Source organism: Rhodococcus sp. PSBB066, assembly GCF_017068255.1.
GTDB classification, from domain to species: Bacteria; Actinomycetota; Actinomycetes; order Mycobacteriales; family Mycobacteriaceae; genus Rhodococcus; species Rhodococcus aetherivorans.
In genome coordinates this window covers 5991457-6004596 of sequence record NZ_CP070859.1, presented here as the reverse complement: position 1 = coordinate 6004596, position 13140 = coordinate 5991457, and the positions used below count along the sequence as shown (strand labels likewise).

14 protein-coding genes are annotated in these 13140 nt (G+C 72.2%); 9 read left to right on the top strand and 5 right to left on the bottom strand.

What is annotated here, in order from left to right; translation table 11 throughout:
* Positions 1-36: 36 nt before the first annotated feature.
* On the bottom strand, positions 37-501 hold the full coding sequence (locus JYA75_RS27400) for a hypothetical protein (RefSeq protein ID WP_203329551.1): 465 nt from the start codon (positions 499-501) through the stop codon (positions 37-39).
* Between the two features lie 150 nt (positions 502-651).
* On the opposite strand from JYA75_RS27400, the gene JYA75_RS27395 reads away from it, so the two are divergent.
* Positions 652-1440, top strand: coding sequence for a nuclear transport factor 2 family protein (locus tag JYA75_RS27395; RefSeq protein ID WP_161996383.1), 789 nt, complete (start codon positions 652-654; stop codon positions 1438-1440).
* 5 nt (positions 1441-1445) lie between these two features.
* Here the strand turns inward: JYA75_RS27395 and JYA75_RS27390 are convergent, their stop codons facing one another.
* The 3 genes from JYA75_RS27390 to JYA75_RS27380 all read right to left on the bottom strand — a co-directional run bounded on the left by JYA75_RS27390 (position 1446) and on the right by JYA75_RS27380 (position 3844).
* On the bottom strand, positions 1446-2300 hold the full coding sequence (locus tag JYA75_RS27390) for a hypothetical protein (protein ID WP_029541220.1): 855 nt from the start codon (positions 2298-2300) through the stop codon (positions 1446-1448).
* Between the two features lie 61 nt (positions 2301-2361).
* The gene (locus tag JYA75_RS27385) at positions 2362-2568 is read right to left on the bottom strand and encodes a hypothetical protein (protein ID WP_006942989.1); all 207 of its coding nucleotides are present in this window, start codon (positions 2566-2568) and stop codon (positions 2362-2364) included.
* A 91-nt stretch (positions 2569-2659) separates the two neighbouring features.
* On the bottom strand, positions 2660-3844 hold the full coding sequence (locus JYA75_RS27380) for an Ig-like domain-containing protein (protein WP_006942990.1): 1185 nt from the start codon (positions 3842-3844) through the stop codon (positions 2660-2662).
* Between the two features lie 139 nt (positions 3845-3983).
* On the opposite strand from JYA75_RS27380, the gene JYA75_RS27375 reads away from it, so the two are divergent.
* The 3 genes from JYA75_RS27375 to JYA75_RS27365 are packed head-to-tail and all read left to right on the top strand — an operon-like array spanning position 3984 to position 7254.
* Positions 3984-4691: a response regulator transcription factor gene (locus tag JYA75_RS27375; RefSeq protein WP_006942991.1), complete on the top strand. Its 708-nt coding sequence runs from the start codon at positions 3984-3986 to the stop codon at positions 4689-4691.
* The gene (locus tag JYA75_RS27370; RefSeq protein ID WP_161996382.1) at positions 4688-6097 is read left to right on the top strand and encodes a HAMP domain-containing sensor histidine kinase; all 1410 of its coding nucleotides are present in this window, start codon (positions 4688-4690) and stop codon (positions 6095-6097) included. Before JYA75_RS27375 ends, JYA75_RS27370 begins: the two co-directional genes overlap by 4 nt.
* Positions 6098-6150: 53 nt before the next feature.
* Positions 6151-7254: an alpha/beta hydrolase gene (locus JYA75_RS27365; protein ID WP_168579158.1), complete on the top strand. Its 1104-nt coding sequence runs from the start codon at positions 6151-6153 to the stop codon at positions 7252-7254.
* On the opposite strand, the gene JYA75_RS27360 is transcribed toward JYA75_RS27365, so the two are convergent.
* Positions 7216-7641 (bottom strand): HIT family protein, encoded by a 426-nt coding sequence (locus JYA75_RS27360; protein WP_029541228.1) that lies wholly within the window; start codon positions 7639-7641, stop codon positions 7216-7218. The two genes, JYA75_RS27365 and JYA75_RS27360, sit on opposite strands and share 39 nt — an antisense overlap.
* Positions 7642-7694: 53 nt before the next feature.
* Between JYA75_RS27360 and JYA75_RS27355 the strand changes: the two genes are divergently transcribed.
* From JYA75_RS27355 to purB, 5 genes are all read left to right on the top strand, one after another.
* Positions 7695-8435, top strand: a complete 741-nt coding sequence (locus tag JYA75_RS27355) for a nucleoside/nucleotide kinase family protein (RefSeq protein ID WP_050034606.1) — start codon at positions 7695-7697, stop codon at positions 8433-8435.
* A 10-nt stretch (positions 8436-8445) separates the two neighbouring features.
* Positions 8446-9696, top strand: coding sequence for a phosphoribosylamine--glycine ligase (purD, locus tag JYA75_RS27350; RefSeq protein ID WP_029541231.1), 1251 nt, complete (start codon positions 8446-8448; stop codon positions 9694-9696).
* Between the two features lie 50 nt (positions 9697-9746).
* Entirely contained in the window at positions 9747-10925 is a 1179-nt protein-coding gene (locus tag JYA75_RS27345; protein ID WP_203329550.1) for a pyridoxal phosphate-dependent aminotransferase, read from the top strand.
* A gap of 84 nt (positions 10926-11009) precedes the next feature.
* Positions 11010-11627: a TetR family transcriptional regulator gene (locus tag JYA75_RS27340; RefSeq protein ID WP_029541237.1), complete on the top strand. Its 618-nt coding sequence runs from the start codon at positions 11010-11012 to the stop codon at positions 11625-11627.
* A 24-nt stretch (positions 11628-11651) separates the two neighbouring features.
* Entirely contained in the window at positions 11652-13073 is a 1422-nt protein-coding gene (gene purB / locus JYA75_RS27335; RefSeq protein ID WP_161996379.1) for an adenylosuccinate lyase, read from the top strand.
* Positions 13074-13140 lie beyond the last annotated feature (67 nt).

The following is a 13140-nucleotide window of genomic DNA, read 5'->3' as shown; positions in this document are numbered from 1 at the left end:
CCGGATTGCGGGGAAATCGCCGGTTCGGGGCGCCTTTCAGTGGTGCCGGATCTCGCGGGTGGACGGGTGGCCCGCCACGTTGCGGACGAAGGTGACGAAGGCGGCGACGATTCCGATGATGCTGCCCACGATTCCCAGTCCCAGCGCAATGCGCACCACGAGCGGCCAGTCGAACGAGGCGTCGCCGAAGTCGAACGGGAACACCTGCCAGATCCGCAGCAGCGCCAGCAGCGCGACCGCGGTGGTGACCACGTCTCCCAGCGCCTTGAACCAGACGGGATCCCACACGAAGTACAGGAGATTGGCGACCAGGCTCGCCAGGATCGAGGCATTGACGAAGCCGATGACCGACCGGGTGCCCTCGGTGAGGAATGGTACGGCTTCCCAGCCCGGCCACACGTTGGCGGCGTACAGCACCGCCGCATTGAGGAGCACCGCGACGAGATACCCGAATCGCCGGGCGGCGACCGGGGAGCGCGGACGGGTCGTGGTGGGTGTCATGGCGACCTCCCTCGGGCAGGACCGTCTTCCACGCTAGCCCCGGCGTCCGGATCCGCGTCAGGGAAGAAGGTCCCCGGCCGGCCGATGAGTTTGCCGTCGCTCGGCGGTCGGAACAGGTGCAGCATCGTTCGCAGCGGAGGAGTGAGCACCATGTTCGACCGTTCCCCAGCCTTTTCCGGCTTCGCCGTCGACGACGTTGCCGCGGCCGCGAAGTTCTACGGCGACGTCCTCGGCGTCTCCGTGTCCGAGGAGCACGGAATGCTCCACCTGCACCTCGACGGCGGCCGCGACACGTTGATCTATCCGAAGGAGGACCACACCCCGGCCACCTACACGATCCTCAACTTCCCGGTTCGCGACATCGAGAAGGCGGTGGACGAACTCGCCGCGCGCGGAATCCGGTTCGAGCGCTACGAGGGTGTCGACGGCAAGGGCATCTTCCGTCGGGTGGGTCCGCCGATCGCCTGGTTCCGGGACCCGGCGGGCAACATCCTCGCCCTCCTCGAGGTGGACGAGGCCCTGGCCGACGAACAGATCCGCGCGCTGATCGAGGAACACACCGCGGCCCGCAACGCCAAGGACGTCGATCGGCTCGCCGCGTGCTATATCCCCGGTGCGACGGTGTTCGATCTGGCGCCGCCGCTGCGCAAGTCCGCTCCCGACCCGCAGGCCTGGGCGTCGTGGTTCGCGGGGTTCGACGGCCCTCTCGACTGCGAAGTGCGGGATCTGCGCGTCGAGGCGGCCGGCGACGTCGCGTTCTGCCACGCGCTGTCGCGGCTGGGAGCGACACAGCTCGGTGGACCGCGATTCGACATGTGGTTCCGTGTCACGTTCGGTCTACGCCGCGTCGAGGGGTCGTGGCGGATCGCGCACGAGCACGAGTCCACCCCGTTCCATATGGACGGTTCCTTCCGGGCCGTCACGGACCTGCAGGAGTGACCGGCTCAGTCCGGTGGCTGCAGTTCGTGCCTGCCGCTGTTGCCCGTGCCGCCCGAGTTGCTGCGCAGCCACCGACCGGGCAGCTTGCCCGCGAGGTCGCCCAGTGGGCCCACCGCCCCGCGGAGCAGTTCGACGGTCTCCTGCAGCACGTCGATGCTGGTGCTCATCCGCAGGATGCTGGGGGTGAGCTGCGCCAGCGTCTCGGACAGCGACACGATCTGATCGAGCGGACCGCCCTTGGCGAGGAGGCGCTCGAGGGCGCCCTGTTCGGCGAGGAGGGTGTCCAGCACTCCACCCCGCTCGAGGGCCCGCTCGAGCAGGCCGCCGGGCTGGAGGGCGATGTCGACGATGCCGCCGGGGGCGGTGAGGCGTTCGACGGGCCCGCTCTCGGCGAGCAGGCGCTCGAGCGGGCCGCTGGGTGCGGTGAGACGGTCGAGGAGGCCGCCGTTCGACAGCAGGCGGTCCAGCGCCCCGTCCTCGGCGAGGATCTTCTCGAGCGGACCGCCGGGGGCGGTGACGCGGTCGAGGGCGCCGCCGGGCTCGAGGAGGCGGTCGAGGGGGCCGCCGGGTGCGGTGAGCCGGTCCACCGGCCCGCCGGGGGCGAGGAGGCGGTCCAGCGGTCCGTCGGGGCGCAGCGCCTGGCCGAGAGGACGGTCGTCGGCGGCGAGCACGGAGACCTGTTGCAGCAGGCCCAGCGGTCCCCGCGGATTCGCCACGCCGACCGCGCTCAACCCCGCGTACGTCCGGGGGGAAATCGCCAGGCGGACGGTGGCGATCGCGCCCTCCGCCACGCCCAGGGCCGAGTCCGCTGCGGCGAATCCGAGGCGGACGGGAAACGCGAGCGCGGACGCCAGACTCATGCCTGTCACTGTAACCGGCACAACAGTCCGGCTCGGCGGGACGAGCCGTTACCGAAGGTCGTCAGGAGACGCGGAGCGTTCCGACCCGTACGTACGTCTCGGTGCATCCGCAGCCGTGGGCGAGGTCGGAGCAGTCGACCACCAGCATGTGCCGCACGCGGGAGGTGTCGAAGCAGTCGGGTTCGGTGCATTCCACGGGCACCGTCGCGTGCACGACGAGGGTGCCGTGACAGTGGTCGAGATCGGATCGGCACGCCCGGCACGTCATGGGCGGGACCTCCTTCGCGGTGGCTGTCTTCGTCCCGTAATAGCATCACGCGCCGACAAGGTGGTGGACGTGCGGGGCGTGTTACGCCGGATCAGCGCCGCCTGCGCCGGGCGACGAGGGCGACGGCCAGCGCGCCGGCGATCACCCCGATCCCGGCTGCGACCCACCAGCCGGGTGTGCTGTCGGATCCGGGAACCGTCACGGCGACGGGTTCGGATGTCGCGCCCGCCGCGCCGGGCGCGCCCGAGTAGACCGCCGTGATCGTGTGGCTCCCGGCGCCGGAGACGCGGTGCTCGGTGGTGGCGCGGCCGTCGACGACCGCCACCGGTGGACCCAGGTCGGTGCCGCCGTCCCGGAACAGGATCGTGCCGCCGTCGACGTCCGGTGACACCGTCGCCGTGAGCGTGACGACCGTCCCGTCGTCGACCACGTCCGGGGCGTCGACGGTGACCGTGGCGGGCACCTCGGCGGTGTCGGAGATGGTGATGGTCGCCAGCGGGCCGGCGCCGGCGTTGAGCGGACCGGTCATGGTGTCCCGCGGCGAGCAGCGGGTCGGTCCCCACTGGTTGGTGCCGAGGAACGTGGCCTGGGTGAGCGAGGTGTTGTAGTTGGCGTCGTCGTCGACCAGGCCCGCGGCACCGGCCGTGCGGAGCATCGGCGTGATCACGCCCGCGTCGCCCGCGATCATGGTCACCTCCACCGCCGGCAGCCGGAACCAGCTGTCGCCGACGGGGCTGGGGGAGCCGTCGAGCTGCAGCTGCGTCTTCGGCGCCCGGATCCCGGCCTCGCTGTCGGCACCGGACGTGGGGCTGTTGCCGATGACCTCGTTGTTTCCGGACAGGCGCAGGATCGTGCCCGCCGGGTCGGGGACGCCGTCCTCGTTCACCCGCAGCACACCGGGCGGCACGTTGTCCAGGTTGAAGGCGGTGCCGGGCACGACAGCGGCGTCGACGAACGTCGCGTTGGCGGGAATGGCGAAGTCGTTCTTCAGGCGGGAGACGCTGCGGGTGGTGGCGCCGCGGCTCGAGTCGGGGTACGCGACGGGCGCCGTCTGGATGCGGTAGGTGAACCGCTCGCCGGGACGAACCCGGGCGGGCGCGTCCACCGTGGCCGACGACCCGAGCAGCTCGTCGACGTCGATCACCGACCGCACCCGGCACGCGATGCCGAACGAGACCTCGACCGCCTCCGCGGCCGCGGGCGGGCAGACCGCGATCAGGGACACGGCGACGGCTGCGGCCGACGCCGCCCCGCGGCGCACCCACTTCGGCGACACGGCGGCTCCTCCCGGTGCGGACACGTCCATGATCCCCGATCGCCGTACTCCGACGGCCCGAATTCGGCAGGGCCGGCATACAGGAAGTTCCCAGGATTCTCGCAGCGGCATGCCAGAGCCCTCCGGGAGAATCGACGCCGTGACCGACAAGACCCCCGAAGCGCGGATCCTGATCGTCGACGACGAGCCGAGCATCGTCGAACTGCTCTCGGTGAGCCTGAAGTTCCAGGGTTTCGAGGTCGAGACGGCGGGAAACGGCGCCGAGGGACTCGACCGGGCCCGGGCCTTCCGGCCGGACGCGGTGATCCTCGACGTCATGATGCCCGGGATGGACGGGTTCGGGATGCTGCGCCGGCTCCGGGCCGACGGTTCGGACGCGCCGGTGTTGTTCCTGACGGCGAAGGACGCCGTGGAGGACAAGGTGTCCGGCCTGACCCTGGGTGCGGACGACTACGTCACCAAGCCGTTCAGCCTCGAGGAGGTCATCGCCCGGCTGCGGGTGATCCTGCGGCGGGCCGGCAAGGTGTCCGAGGACGAACGCTCGTCCCGTATCACCTTCGCCGACATCGAACTCGACGACGACACCCACGAGGTGTGGAAGGCCGGCAGGCCGGTGTCGCTCTCACCCACCGAGTTCACCCTGCTGCGGTACTTCATGGTCAACGCGGGCACGGTGCTCAGCAAGCCGCGGATCCTCGACCACGTGTGGAGCTATGACTTCGGCGGGGAGGTCGGCGTCGTGGAGTCGTACGTCTCCTACCTCCGCCGCAAGGTCGACACCGGGGACAAGCCGCTGATCCACACCCTGCGCGGGGTCGGGTACGTCATGCGGGAACCCCGCGAGTGAGCCGCATGCGGGCGCTGCCGCTGCGGTTGGCGCTGGTCGCGGCGCTGGTGTCGTTGTCGGGGCTGGGGCTGCTGGCGTCCGGGGTGGCGGTGACGTCCGCTTTGCAGGGTTCGCTCCTCGCCCGCACCGATCAGGATCTGCGCACCGCGGCGCAGACGTGGGCCAAGCCGCCCGGTGCCGGCCGCGAGCTGCCGCCGCCGGACGCCCCGAGTTCGAATCGCCCGCCGAGCCCGTTCTATGTGCGGGTCGTCGGCCCCGACGGGGTGGAGCGGTTCGTCGTCAACGACGAGTCCACGTCGCCGGCGCTGCCCGGCGAGCCGGCGGGGGAGCCGGTGACCGTGGGTTCCGTCGACGGTTCCGACGTGCGCTGGCGGGTGGTGTCGACCCGCAGCACCGCGGGCATCGTGACCACCGTCGGGGTCACGCTGACCTCGATCGAGGAGACCGTGGATCGGCTCGTCGTGCTGCAGGTCGGCATCGGCGCCGCGGTGCTGCTCGTTCTCGGGGTGGCCGGCTACTTCGTGGTGCGGCGCAGCCTGCGGCCCCTGGTGGAGGTCGAGCGCACCGCCGTGGCGATCGCGGGCGGGGATCTGCACCGGCGGGTTCCCGAACGGGATCCGCGCACCGAGGTCGGCCGGCTGTCGGTGGCGCTGAACGTCATGCTCAGCCAGATCCAGTCTGCGTTCGCGGCGACGGCGTCGTCGGAGGAATCCGCGCGCAGATCCGAGGAGAGGATGCGACGGTTCGTCGCCGACGCCAGCCACGAGCTGCGCACCCCGCTCACCACGATCCGAGGATTCGCCGAGCTCTACCGCCAGGGCGCGAGCAGCGACATCGCGATGCTGATGGACCGCATCGAGAGCGAGTCCCGGCGCATGGGGCTCCTCGTCGAGGATCTGCTCATGCTGGCCCGCCTCGATGCGCAGCGGCCGCTCGAGCGGAAGCCGGTGGACCTGCTGGCCCTGGCCGCCGACGCCGTGCACGATGCGCGGGCCGTCGCGCCCGATCGCGCCGTCGGGCTCGAGGTGTTCGACGGTCCCGGTACCCCGGAGGTGCTCGGCGACGACGCGCGGCTGCGGCAGGTCCTCGGCAATCTCGTCACCAACGCCCTCACCCATACCCCGGCCGACGCCCGCATCACCGTACGGGTGGGCACGATCGGATCCGATGCGGTGCTCGAGGTTCTCGACACCGGCCCCGGCCTGAGCGAGGCCGACCGTGCCCGGGTCTTCGAGCGGTTCTATCGCGCCGACACGTCGCGCACCCGATCGTCGGGCGGCAGCGGTCTCGGACTGTCGATCGTCGCGGCGCTGGTGGCGGCCCACGGCGGCCACGTGGAGGTGGAGTCGGCCGTGGGCGCCGGTTCCACGTTCCGGGTGCTCATCCCGCGGATGCCGGTGGAGTGACGATCCAGCCCTCGGCTACGGTGACGTAACTGACTTTCGAGTAAGGAGACGTCGTGGGACTGTCGGGGACGGCGCAGCGCGCCCTGCGCAACGCCTGGGCGCTGTTCGTCGGCGACGGAATCGAACCGCCGCACGCCACCGCGTCGGCCGTCGTCGCCGACGGACCGCACCGTACCCTGCGCCGCTACGGCGAGCCCGACGCGGGTGCCCCCGTCCTGCTCGTGCCCCCGCTCGCCGCGCCCGCACGCTGCTACGACCTGCGGCCCGGGCAGAGCCTCGTGCAGCACCTCGTCGACGCCGGCCGCAGCGTCCACGTCCTCGACTTCGGCACCATGGACCGTTCCGACCGGCATCTCGGCTTCGAGCACTGGGTCGACGACATCGTGCCCGAGGCGATCGCGCGGGTCTCCGAACTGTGCGGCGGCCGCGACGTCGACCTGGGCGCCTGGAGCCTCGGTGGGACCCTGTGCCTGCTCACCGCGGCCGCCCACCCCGGGCTGCCGATCCGCTCGATCACCGCGTTCGGCACGCCGATCGACTACGCGCGCATCCCCTTCCTGGGGCCGGCCCGCCACCTCGGACGCGCCGTGGGCGAGCCCGCCCTCACCGCCGTGACCCACCTGCTCGGCGGCGTGCCCGCCCCGCTGGTGCAGATCGGCTACCGGGCCACCGCCCTCGAACGCGAACTGACCCGGCCGTGGTTCGTCGCCTGCAACCTCGCCGACGCCGACACCCTGGCCCGGATGGAGGCGATCGACCGGTTCCAGGCCGACATGCCCGGCTACCCCGGCAGGCTGTTCCATCAGATGGCGATGCGCATCACGGTCGCGAACGATCTCGCGACGGGCCGGGTCCGCTTCGACGACCGGACGATCGACCTCGCCGACGTCTCCGTGCCCGTGCTCGCACTCGGCGGCAGCGACGACGTGCTCGCGCCCGTCCCGGCGGTCGAGGCGATCCGCCGGGTGCTGCCCGGCTCGCCCCACGTGCGGTTCGAGGTCGTGCCCGGCAGTCACCTCGGGCTGCTCGCCGGCCTCACCGCCTGCGGCACGTCGTGGGCGCACTTCACCGCGTTCCTCGACGACCCGTCGGCGCCGGTGCCGACGGGTCCCGGCGCGTCAGTCGGGGACGTTGTCCGCGTACCCGAGTTCTCGTAGCGCGGCCTTCAGCTTCGCCTGCGCCTCGTCGAGCGACTCCGGCGACGGGTCCTTCTCGGCCTTGCTGATGTCGAAGTCGCCGAGGTCGTACGCCGGAAAGACGTGCAGGTGCAGGTGCGGCACCTCGAGGCCCGCGACGAGCAGGCCCGCGCGCGGCGCGTCGAACGCCGAGCACACCGCCCGGCCCATGATGCGGGCGACGTCGCCGACCTTGCCCCACACGTCGGCGTCGACGCTCTGCCAGTGGTCCACCTCCTGACGCGGCACCACGAGCACGTGGCCCTGGTTCACGGGGTTGATGGTCAGGAAGACGACGACGTCGTCGTCCTGCCACACGAACCGGCCCGGCAGGTCGCCGGCGATGATCATGCTGAACACGGAAGCCATACCGGGGAGAATAGGCGGACCGCCGCGCGCGCCGCCTCTCGTATCCTCGTCGCATGTCGTCGCCGCAGCCGCCCCGGACGGGCCCGCTGCGCGCGCTCGTCGCCGACCTGATCGACCGGCACCTGCGCATCGTCGCGGCGGGGGAGCGGCGCGTGGTCGGGCTCTGCGGCCCACCCGGCGCCGGCAAGAGCACCGCCGCCGACCTGCTCGTCGGCCTCCTCCGCGACGCCGGCATACCCGCCGCGGCCGCGCCGATGGACGGCTTCCACCTGTCGAACCACCGGCTCGACGCCCGCGGCACCCGATCCCGTAAGGGTGCGCCGGAGACGTTCGACGTCGCCGGGTTCGCGGCGCTGCTGCGCCGCATCCGCGACGACCGCACGGAGACCGTCCACGCCCCCGAGTACTCGCGCCGCCTCCACGAACCGATCGCCGCGTTCCACGAGATCACCCCCGAGACCCGCGTCGTCGTCACCGAGGGCAACTACCTGCTCCTCGGCGACGGCGGGTGGGAGCGGATCCGCCCGCTGCTCGACCTCGTCGTCTACCTCGACGCACCGGGCGACGAGCTCGCCGCCCGGCTCATCCGACGCCATCGGGCCACCGGATCCACCGCCGAGCAGGCCGCCGAGTGGGTCCGCACGGTGGATATGCCCAACGCGCGCACCGTCGCGCGGACCCGCGACCGCGCCGACCTCGTGTGGTGCCCGGTGGAGGGGAACGACCGAGGCGCGGGAGCGGCCCGCTGGAGCCGCGCGGATGCGTCGGTCCGAGGCCCCGGACCGGTCCCGTAACCTGTGCTGCGTGCGCGTACTCGTTATCGGCTCCGGTGCCCGTGAACATGCCCTCGTCCTGGCCCTGACCCGCGATCCCGGCGTGACGGCCGTGCTGGCAGCCCCCGGCAACGCCGGCATCGGCCGGATCGCCGAGCAGTTCCCGGTCGACGCCGCCTCCGCCGAGGAGGTCGTCGCGCTCGCGAAGGAACAGAACGTCGACCTCGTGGTCATCGGCCCGGAGGTTCCGCTCGTCCTCGGTGTCGCCGACGCCGTCCGCGCCGCGGGCATCGCCTGCTTCGGCCCGTCCGCCGCGGCCGCCCGCATCGAGGGCTCGAAGGCCTTCGCCAAGGACGTCATGCAGACCGCCGGGGTCCGCACCGCGCACAGCGAGGTCGTCGACAATCCGGCCGAGCTCGACGAGAAGCTCGACCGCTTCGGACCCACCTGGGTGGTCAAGGACGACGGGCTCGCCGCCGGCAAGGGCGTCGTCGTCACCACCGACCGGGCCGCCGCCCGCGACCACGCGGCGGAGATCCTCGAGAACGGGCACCCGGTGCTGCTCGAATCGTTCCTCGACGGCCCCGAGGTCTCGCTGTTCTGCCTCGTCGACGGCGAGACCGTGGTGCCGCTGCTGCCCGCGCAGGACCACAAGCGTGTCGGCGACGGCGACACCGGCCCCAACACCGGCGGCATGGGCGCCTACACGCCGCTGCCGTGGCTGCCCGAAGGCATGGTCGACACGATCGTCGAGGACGTCGTCCGGCCCGTCGCCGCCGAGATGGTCCGCCGCGGATGCGGCTTCTCGGGCCTGCTCTACGCGGGCCTGGCCATCGGCAAGGACGGCCCGGCCGTCGTCGAATTCAACTGCCGCTTCGGCGATCCCGAAACCCAAGCCGTGCTCGCCCTGCTCGAGTCGCCGCTCGGGGAGGCGCTGAACGCGGTCGCGACCGGCACCCTGGCCGAGCTGCCGCCGCTGCGCTGGCGCGACGGCGCCGCCGTCACCGTGGTGCTGGCCGCCGAGTACTACCCGGCCAGCCCGCGCACGGGCGACGTCATCACCGGGGCCGACGCCGACGGGGTCCTCCACGCCGGCACCAGGCTCGCCGACGGATCGCTGGTCTCCGCCGGCGGCCGCGTGCTCAGCATCGTCGGCACCGGCGCCGACCTGACCGCCGCCCGCGACGAGGCCTACGCCACGCTCGCCGGCATCAAGCTGCCGGGCGGGCACTTCCGCAAGGACATCGGCCTCGCCGCCGTCGAGGGCCGGATCACCGTCTGACCGTCCCCGGCCGCCGGTCGCCCCCGGGCCCGCGACTACCGTCTGGTGACGTGCGGAGCGAATCGCAGCGATCCCGGATCCAGACCTTCCACGTCATGGACGTGTGGAAGGCCGCCACCGAGCGGCAGCGCACCCACGGCGACGTGCTGAGCCTGGCGGCGGGTCAGCCGTCCACGCCGGCACCCGCCCCGGTGCTGCGCGCCACCCACCGCGCGCTCGACGACGAGCTGCTCGGCTACACCGAGACGTTCGGGATCCTGCCGCTGCGCGCGGCGATCGCGGGCTACCACCGCGACCGCTACGGCATCGACGCCGACGCCGACGACGTGGTCGTCACCACCGGATCCTCCGGGGCGTTCACCCTGCTGTTCCTGGCCGCCTTCGACGTCGGCGACACGGTCGTCGTCGCCCGGCCCGGCTACCCCGCCTACCGCAACACCCTCGCCGCGCTCGGCTGCACGGTCGTCGAGCTGGACTGCGGGCCGCACACCCGCTACCAGCCGACCGTCGAGATGCTCGAGGCCCTCGACGGTCCGATCGCCGGACTCGTCGTCGCCAGCCCCGCCAACCCGACCGGCACCATGATCGAACCGGCCGAGCTGGCCGCGCTGGCCCGCTGGTGCGACGACCACGGCGCGCTGCTCATCTCCGACGAGATCTACCACGGCATCGAGTTCGGAACGCACGGTGCGCCCGCAACGAGCTGCGCGTGGGAGACCTCCCGCGAAGCCGTGGTGATCGGCTCCGTGTCCAAGTACTTCTCGATGACGGGATGGCGGCTCGGCTGGATGCTCGTGCCGGAGGGACTGCGCCCGCCGCTGCAGCGGCTGGCCTCCAACATGACGGTGTGCCCGCCGACGATCTCCCAGTACGCGGCCGTCGACGCGTTCGGCGCGGAGGCCCGGGCCGAACTCGACGGCCACGTCGCGCGGTACGCGGCCAACCGCGAGCTGCTGCTCTGGGGCCTGCCGGAGCTGGGGATCACCGAGCTTGCGCCCGCCGACGGCGCCTTCTACGTCTACGCCGACATCGGTCACCTGCTCCCGGCCGGCGAGAACTCCACCCGCTGGTGCGCCCGGCTGCTGCAGGAGACCGGAGTGGCGCTCGCGCCCGGCGTCGACTTCGACACCGTGCACGGCGACCGGACCGTCCGGCTGTCCTTCGCCGGTTCCACGGCGGACGTGCGGGCGGCGCTGGAACGGCTGCGCGCCTGGTTGCCCACACCGTGACGAAACCCGACAGATAGGTCCTACCTGCGAGTATTCGGGCCGTTTCCCTCAGGCGTGACCACCGGGACTGGCACCATGACAAGGGTGTCGATCGCAGCCACCCCGAAGGGCGAACGGCGCCGCCAGGCGCTCGTCGAGGCGGCGGCCGACCTGATCCTCGAGGGCGGGATCGATGCCGTCCGGCACCGCGCCGTCGCGCACCGCGCCGGACTTCCGCTCGCCTCGACCACCTACTACTTCCATTCCCTCGACGACCTGATCGCGAGCGCGGTGCAGCACAACGGGCGGCGCGAGCTCGACGCGATGCGCTCGCGGGTGCAGTGCGTCCCGCCGAGCGACCGCAGCCCCGAGTCCACCGCGGACCTGATCGTCGACCTGCTCGTCGGCCCCGGCGGGGTCGGCGAGATCGAACGCGAGCGCCTCATCGCCCGCTACGAACGGTGCGTCGCCACCGCCCGGCACCCCGAACTGCGCGACGTCCAGCATGAGTTGCGCGTGCAGATCGATCAGCTGCTCACGGACCTGCTGCAGCGGTGCGGGCGGTCGGTGCACGAGCCGCAGTTGCGGCGGCTCGTCGCGGTTGTCGACGGGGCCGTGCTCGGCGCGCTCGGCGATCTCGAGCCCGATCCGCGGGCCCTCGCGCGGGGCATCCTGCCCGACGTCGTGGAGCGGGTGGCACCGCCTGCCGAACAGGAGGCGTGACGGGGCGCCGTAAACTGATGTCCTGTGAGTCGCATCCCGAACGTTCTTGCCACCCGTTATGCCAGCCCGGACCTGACAGCGCTGTGGTCGCCGGAGCACAAGATCGTGCTCGAGCGCCAGCTGTGGCTGGCGGTCCTCCGGGCGCAGGCGGAACTCGGGATCGACGTCCCGCAGGAGGCCCTGGCCGACTACGAGCGGGTGCTCGAGCAGGTCGACCTCGAGTCGATCGCGGCCCGCGAGCGCGTCACCCGCCACGACGTGAAGGCCCGCATCGAGGAGTTCAACGCCCTCGCCGGCCACGAGCACGTGCACAAGGGCATGACCAGCCGCGACCTCACCGAGAACGTCGAACAGCTGCAGATCCTGCGCTCCCTCGAGCACGTGCACGCCCACGGCGTCGCGATCGCCGCGCGGCTGGCCGACCGCGCCGCCGAGTACTCGGCGCTGGTGATGGCGGGCCGGTCGCACAACGTCGCCGCGCAGGCCACCACCCTCGGCAAGCGGTTCGCGTCCGCCGCCGACGAGCTGCTCATCGCGCTCACCCGGTTGCGCGAGCTGATCGCCCGGTACCCGCTGCGCGGCATCAAGGGCCCCATGGGCACCGCGCAGGACATGCTGGACCTGCTCGGCGGCGACGCCGACAAGCTCGCGCGTCTCGAGGCGACGGTCGCCGAGCACCTCGGGTTCGCGAACGTGCTCACCAGCGTCGGTCAGGTCTATCCGCGCTCGCTGGACCACGACGTGCTCTCCGCGCTCGTGCAGGTCGCGGCCGGGCCGTCGTCGTTCGCGCACACCGTCCGCCTGATGGCCGGGCACGAGCTCGTCACCGAGGGCTTCCAGCCGGGCCAGGTCGGCTCGTCCGCGATGCCGCACAAGATGAACACCCGTTCCTGCGAGCGTGTCAACGGCCTGCAGGTGGTGCTGCGCGGGTATGCGTCGATGGCCGCCGAGCTCGCCGGCGCGCAGTGGAACGAGGGCGACGTGTTCTGCTCGGTCGTGCGGCGCGTCGCACTGCCCGACGCCTTCTTCGCCCTCGACGGCCTGATGGAGACGTTCCTGACGGTCCTCGCCGAGTTCGGCGCGTACCCGGCGGTGATCGAGAAGGAGCTCAACCGCTACCTGCCGTTCCTGGCCACCACCAAGGTGCTCATGGCGGCGGTGCGCGCGGGCGTGGGCCGCGAGACGGCCCACGAGGTCATCAAGGAGCATGCGGTCGCCGTGGCGCTGGCGATGCGCGAGCAGGGCCGCGAGCCGGACCTGCTGGACCGGCTGGCCGCCGACGAGCGGCTGCCACTGGATCGAGCGGCCCTCTACGCCGCGCTGGCCGACCGGTCGGCGTTCGTCGGGGCCGCGGAGGCGCAGGTCGCCACCGTCGTTGCGGCGGTGCAGGACCTCGTCGAGCAGTACCCGGACGCCGCGAAGTACACGCCGGCGCCGATCCTGTAGGGATCGTCCGGAACGGGCTGCCAGGGGGATTTGTCAGATGGGGGTAGCCGAAGTGCAGGGGAGAAGA

Bases quoted from the DNA above. Each gene is read 5' to 3' on its own strand.
- JYA75_RS27355 (WP_050034606.1), top strand. From the start codon at position 7,695: ATGTCGTCGCCGCAGCCGCCCCGGACGGGCCCGCTGCGCGCGCTCGTC.
- JYA75_RS27395 (WP_161996383.1), top strand. From the start codon at position 652: ATGTTCGACCGTTCCCCAGCCTTTTCCGGCTTCGCCGTCGACGACGTT.
- JYA75_RS27400 (WP_203329551.1), bottom strand. From the start codon at position 501: ATGACACCCACCACGACCCGTCCGCGCTCCCCGGTCGCCGCCCGGCGA.
- JYA75_RS27360 (WP_029541228.1), bottom strand. From the start codon at position 7,641: ATGGCTTCCGTGTTCAGCATGATCATCGCCGGCGACCTGCCGGGCCGG.
- JYA75_RS27385 (WP_006942989.1), bottom strand. From the start codon at position 2,568: ATGACGTGCCGGGCGTGCCGATCCGATCTCGACCACTGTCACGGCACC.
- JYA75_RS27390 (WP_029541220.1), bottom strand. From the start codon at position 2,300: ATGAGTCTGGCGTCCGCGCTCGCGTTTCCCGTCCGCCTCGGATTCGCC.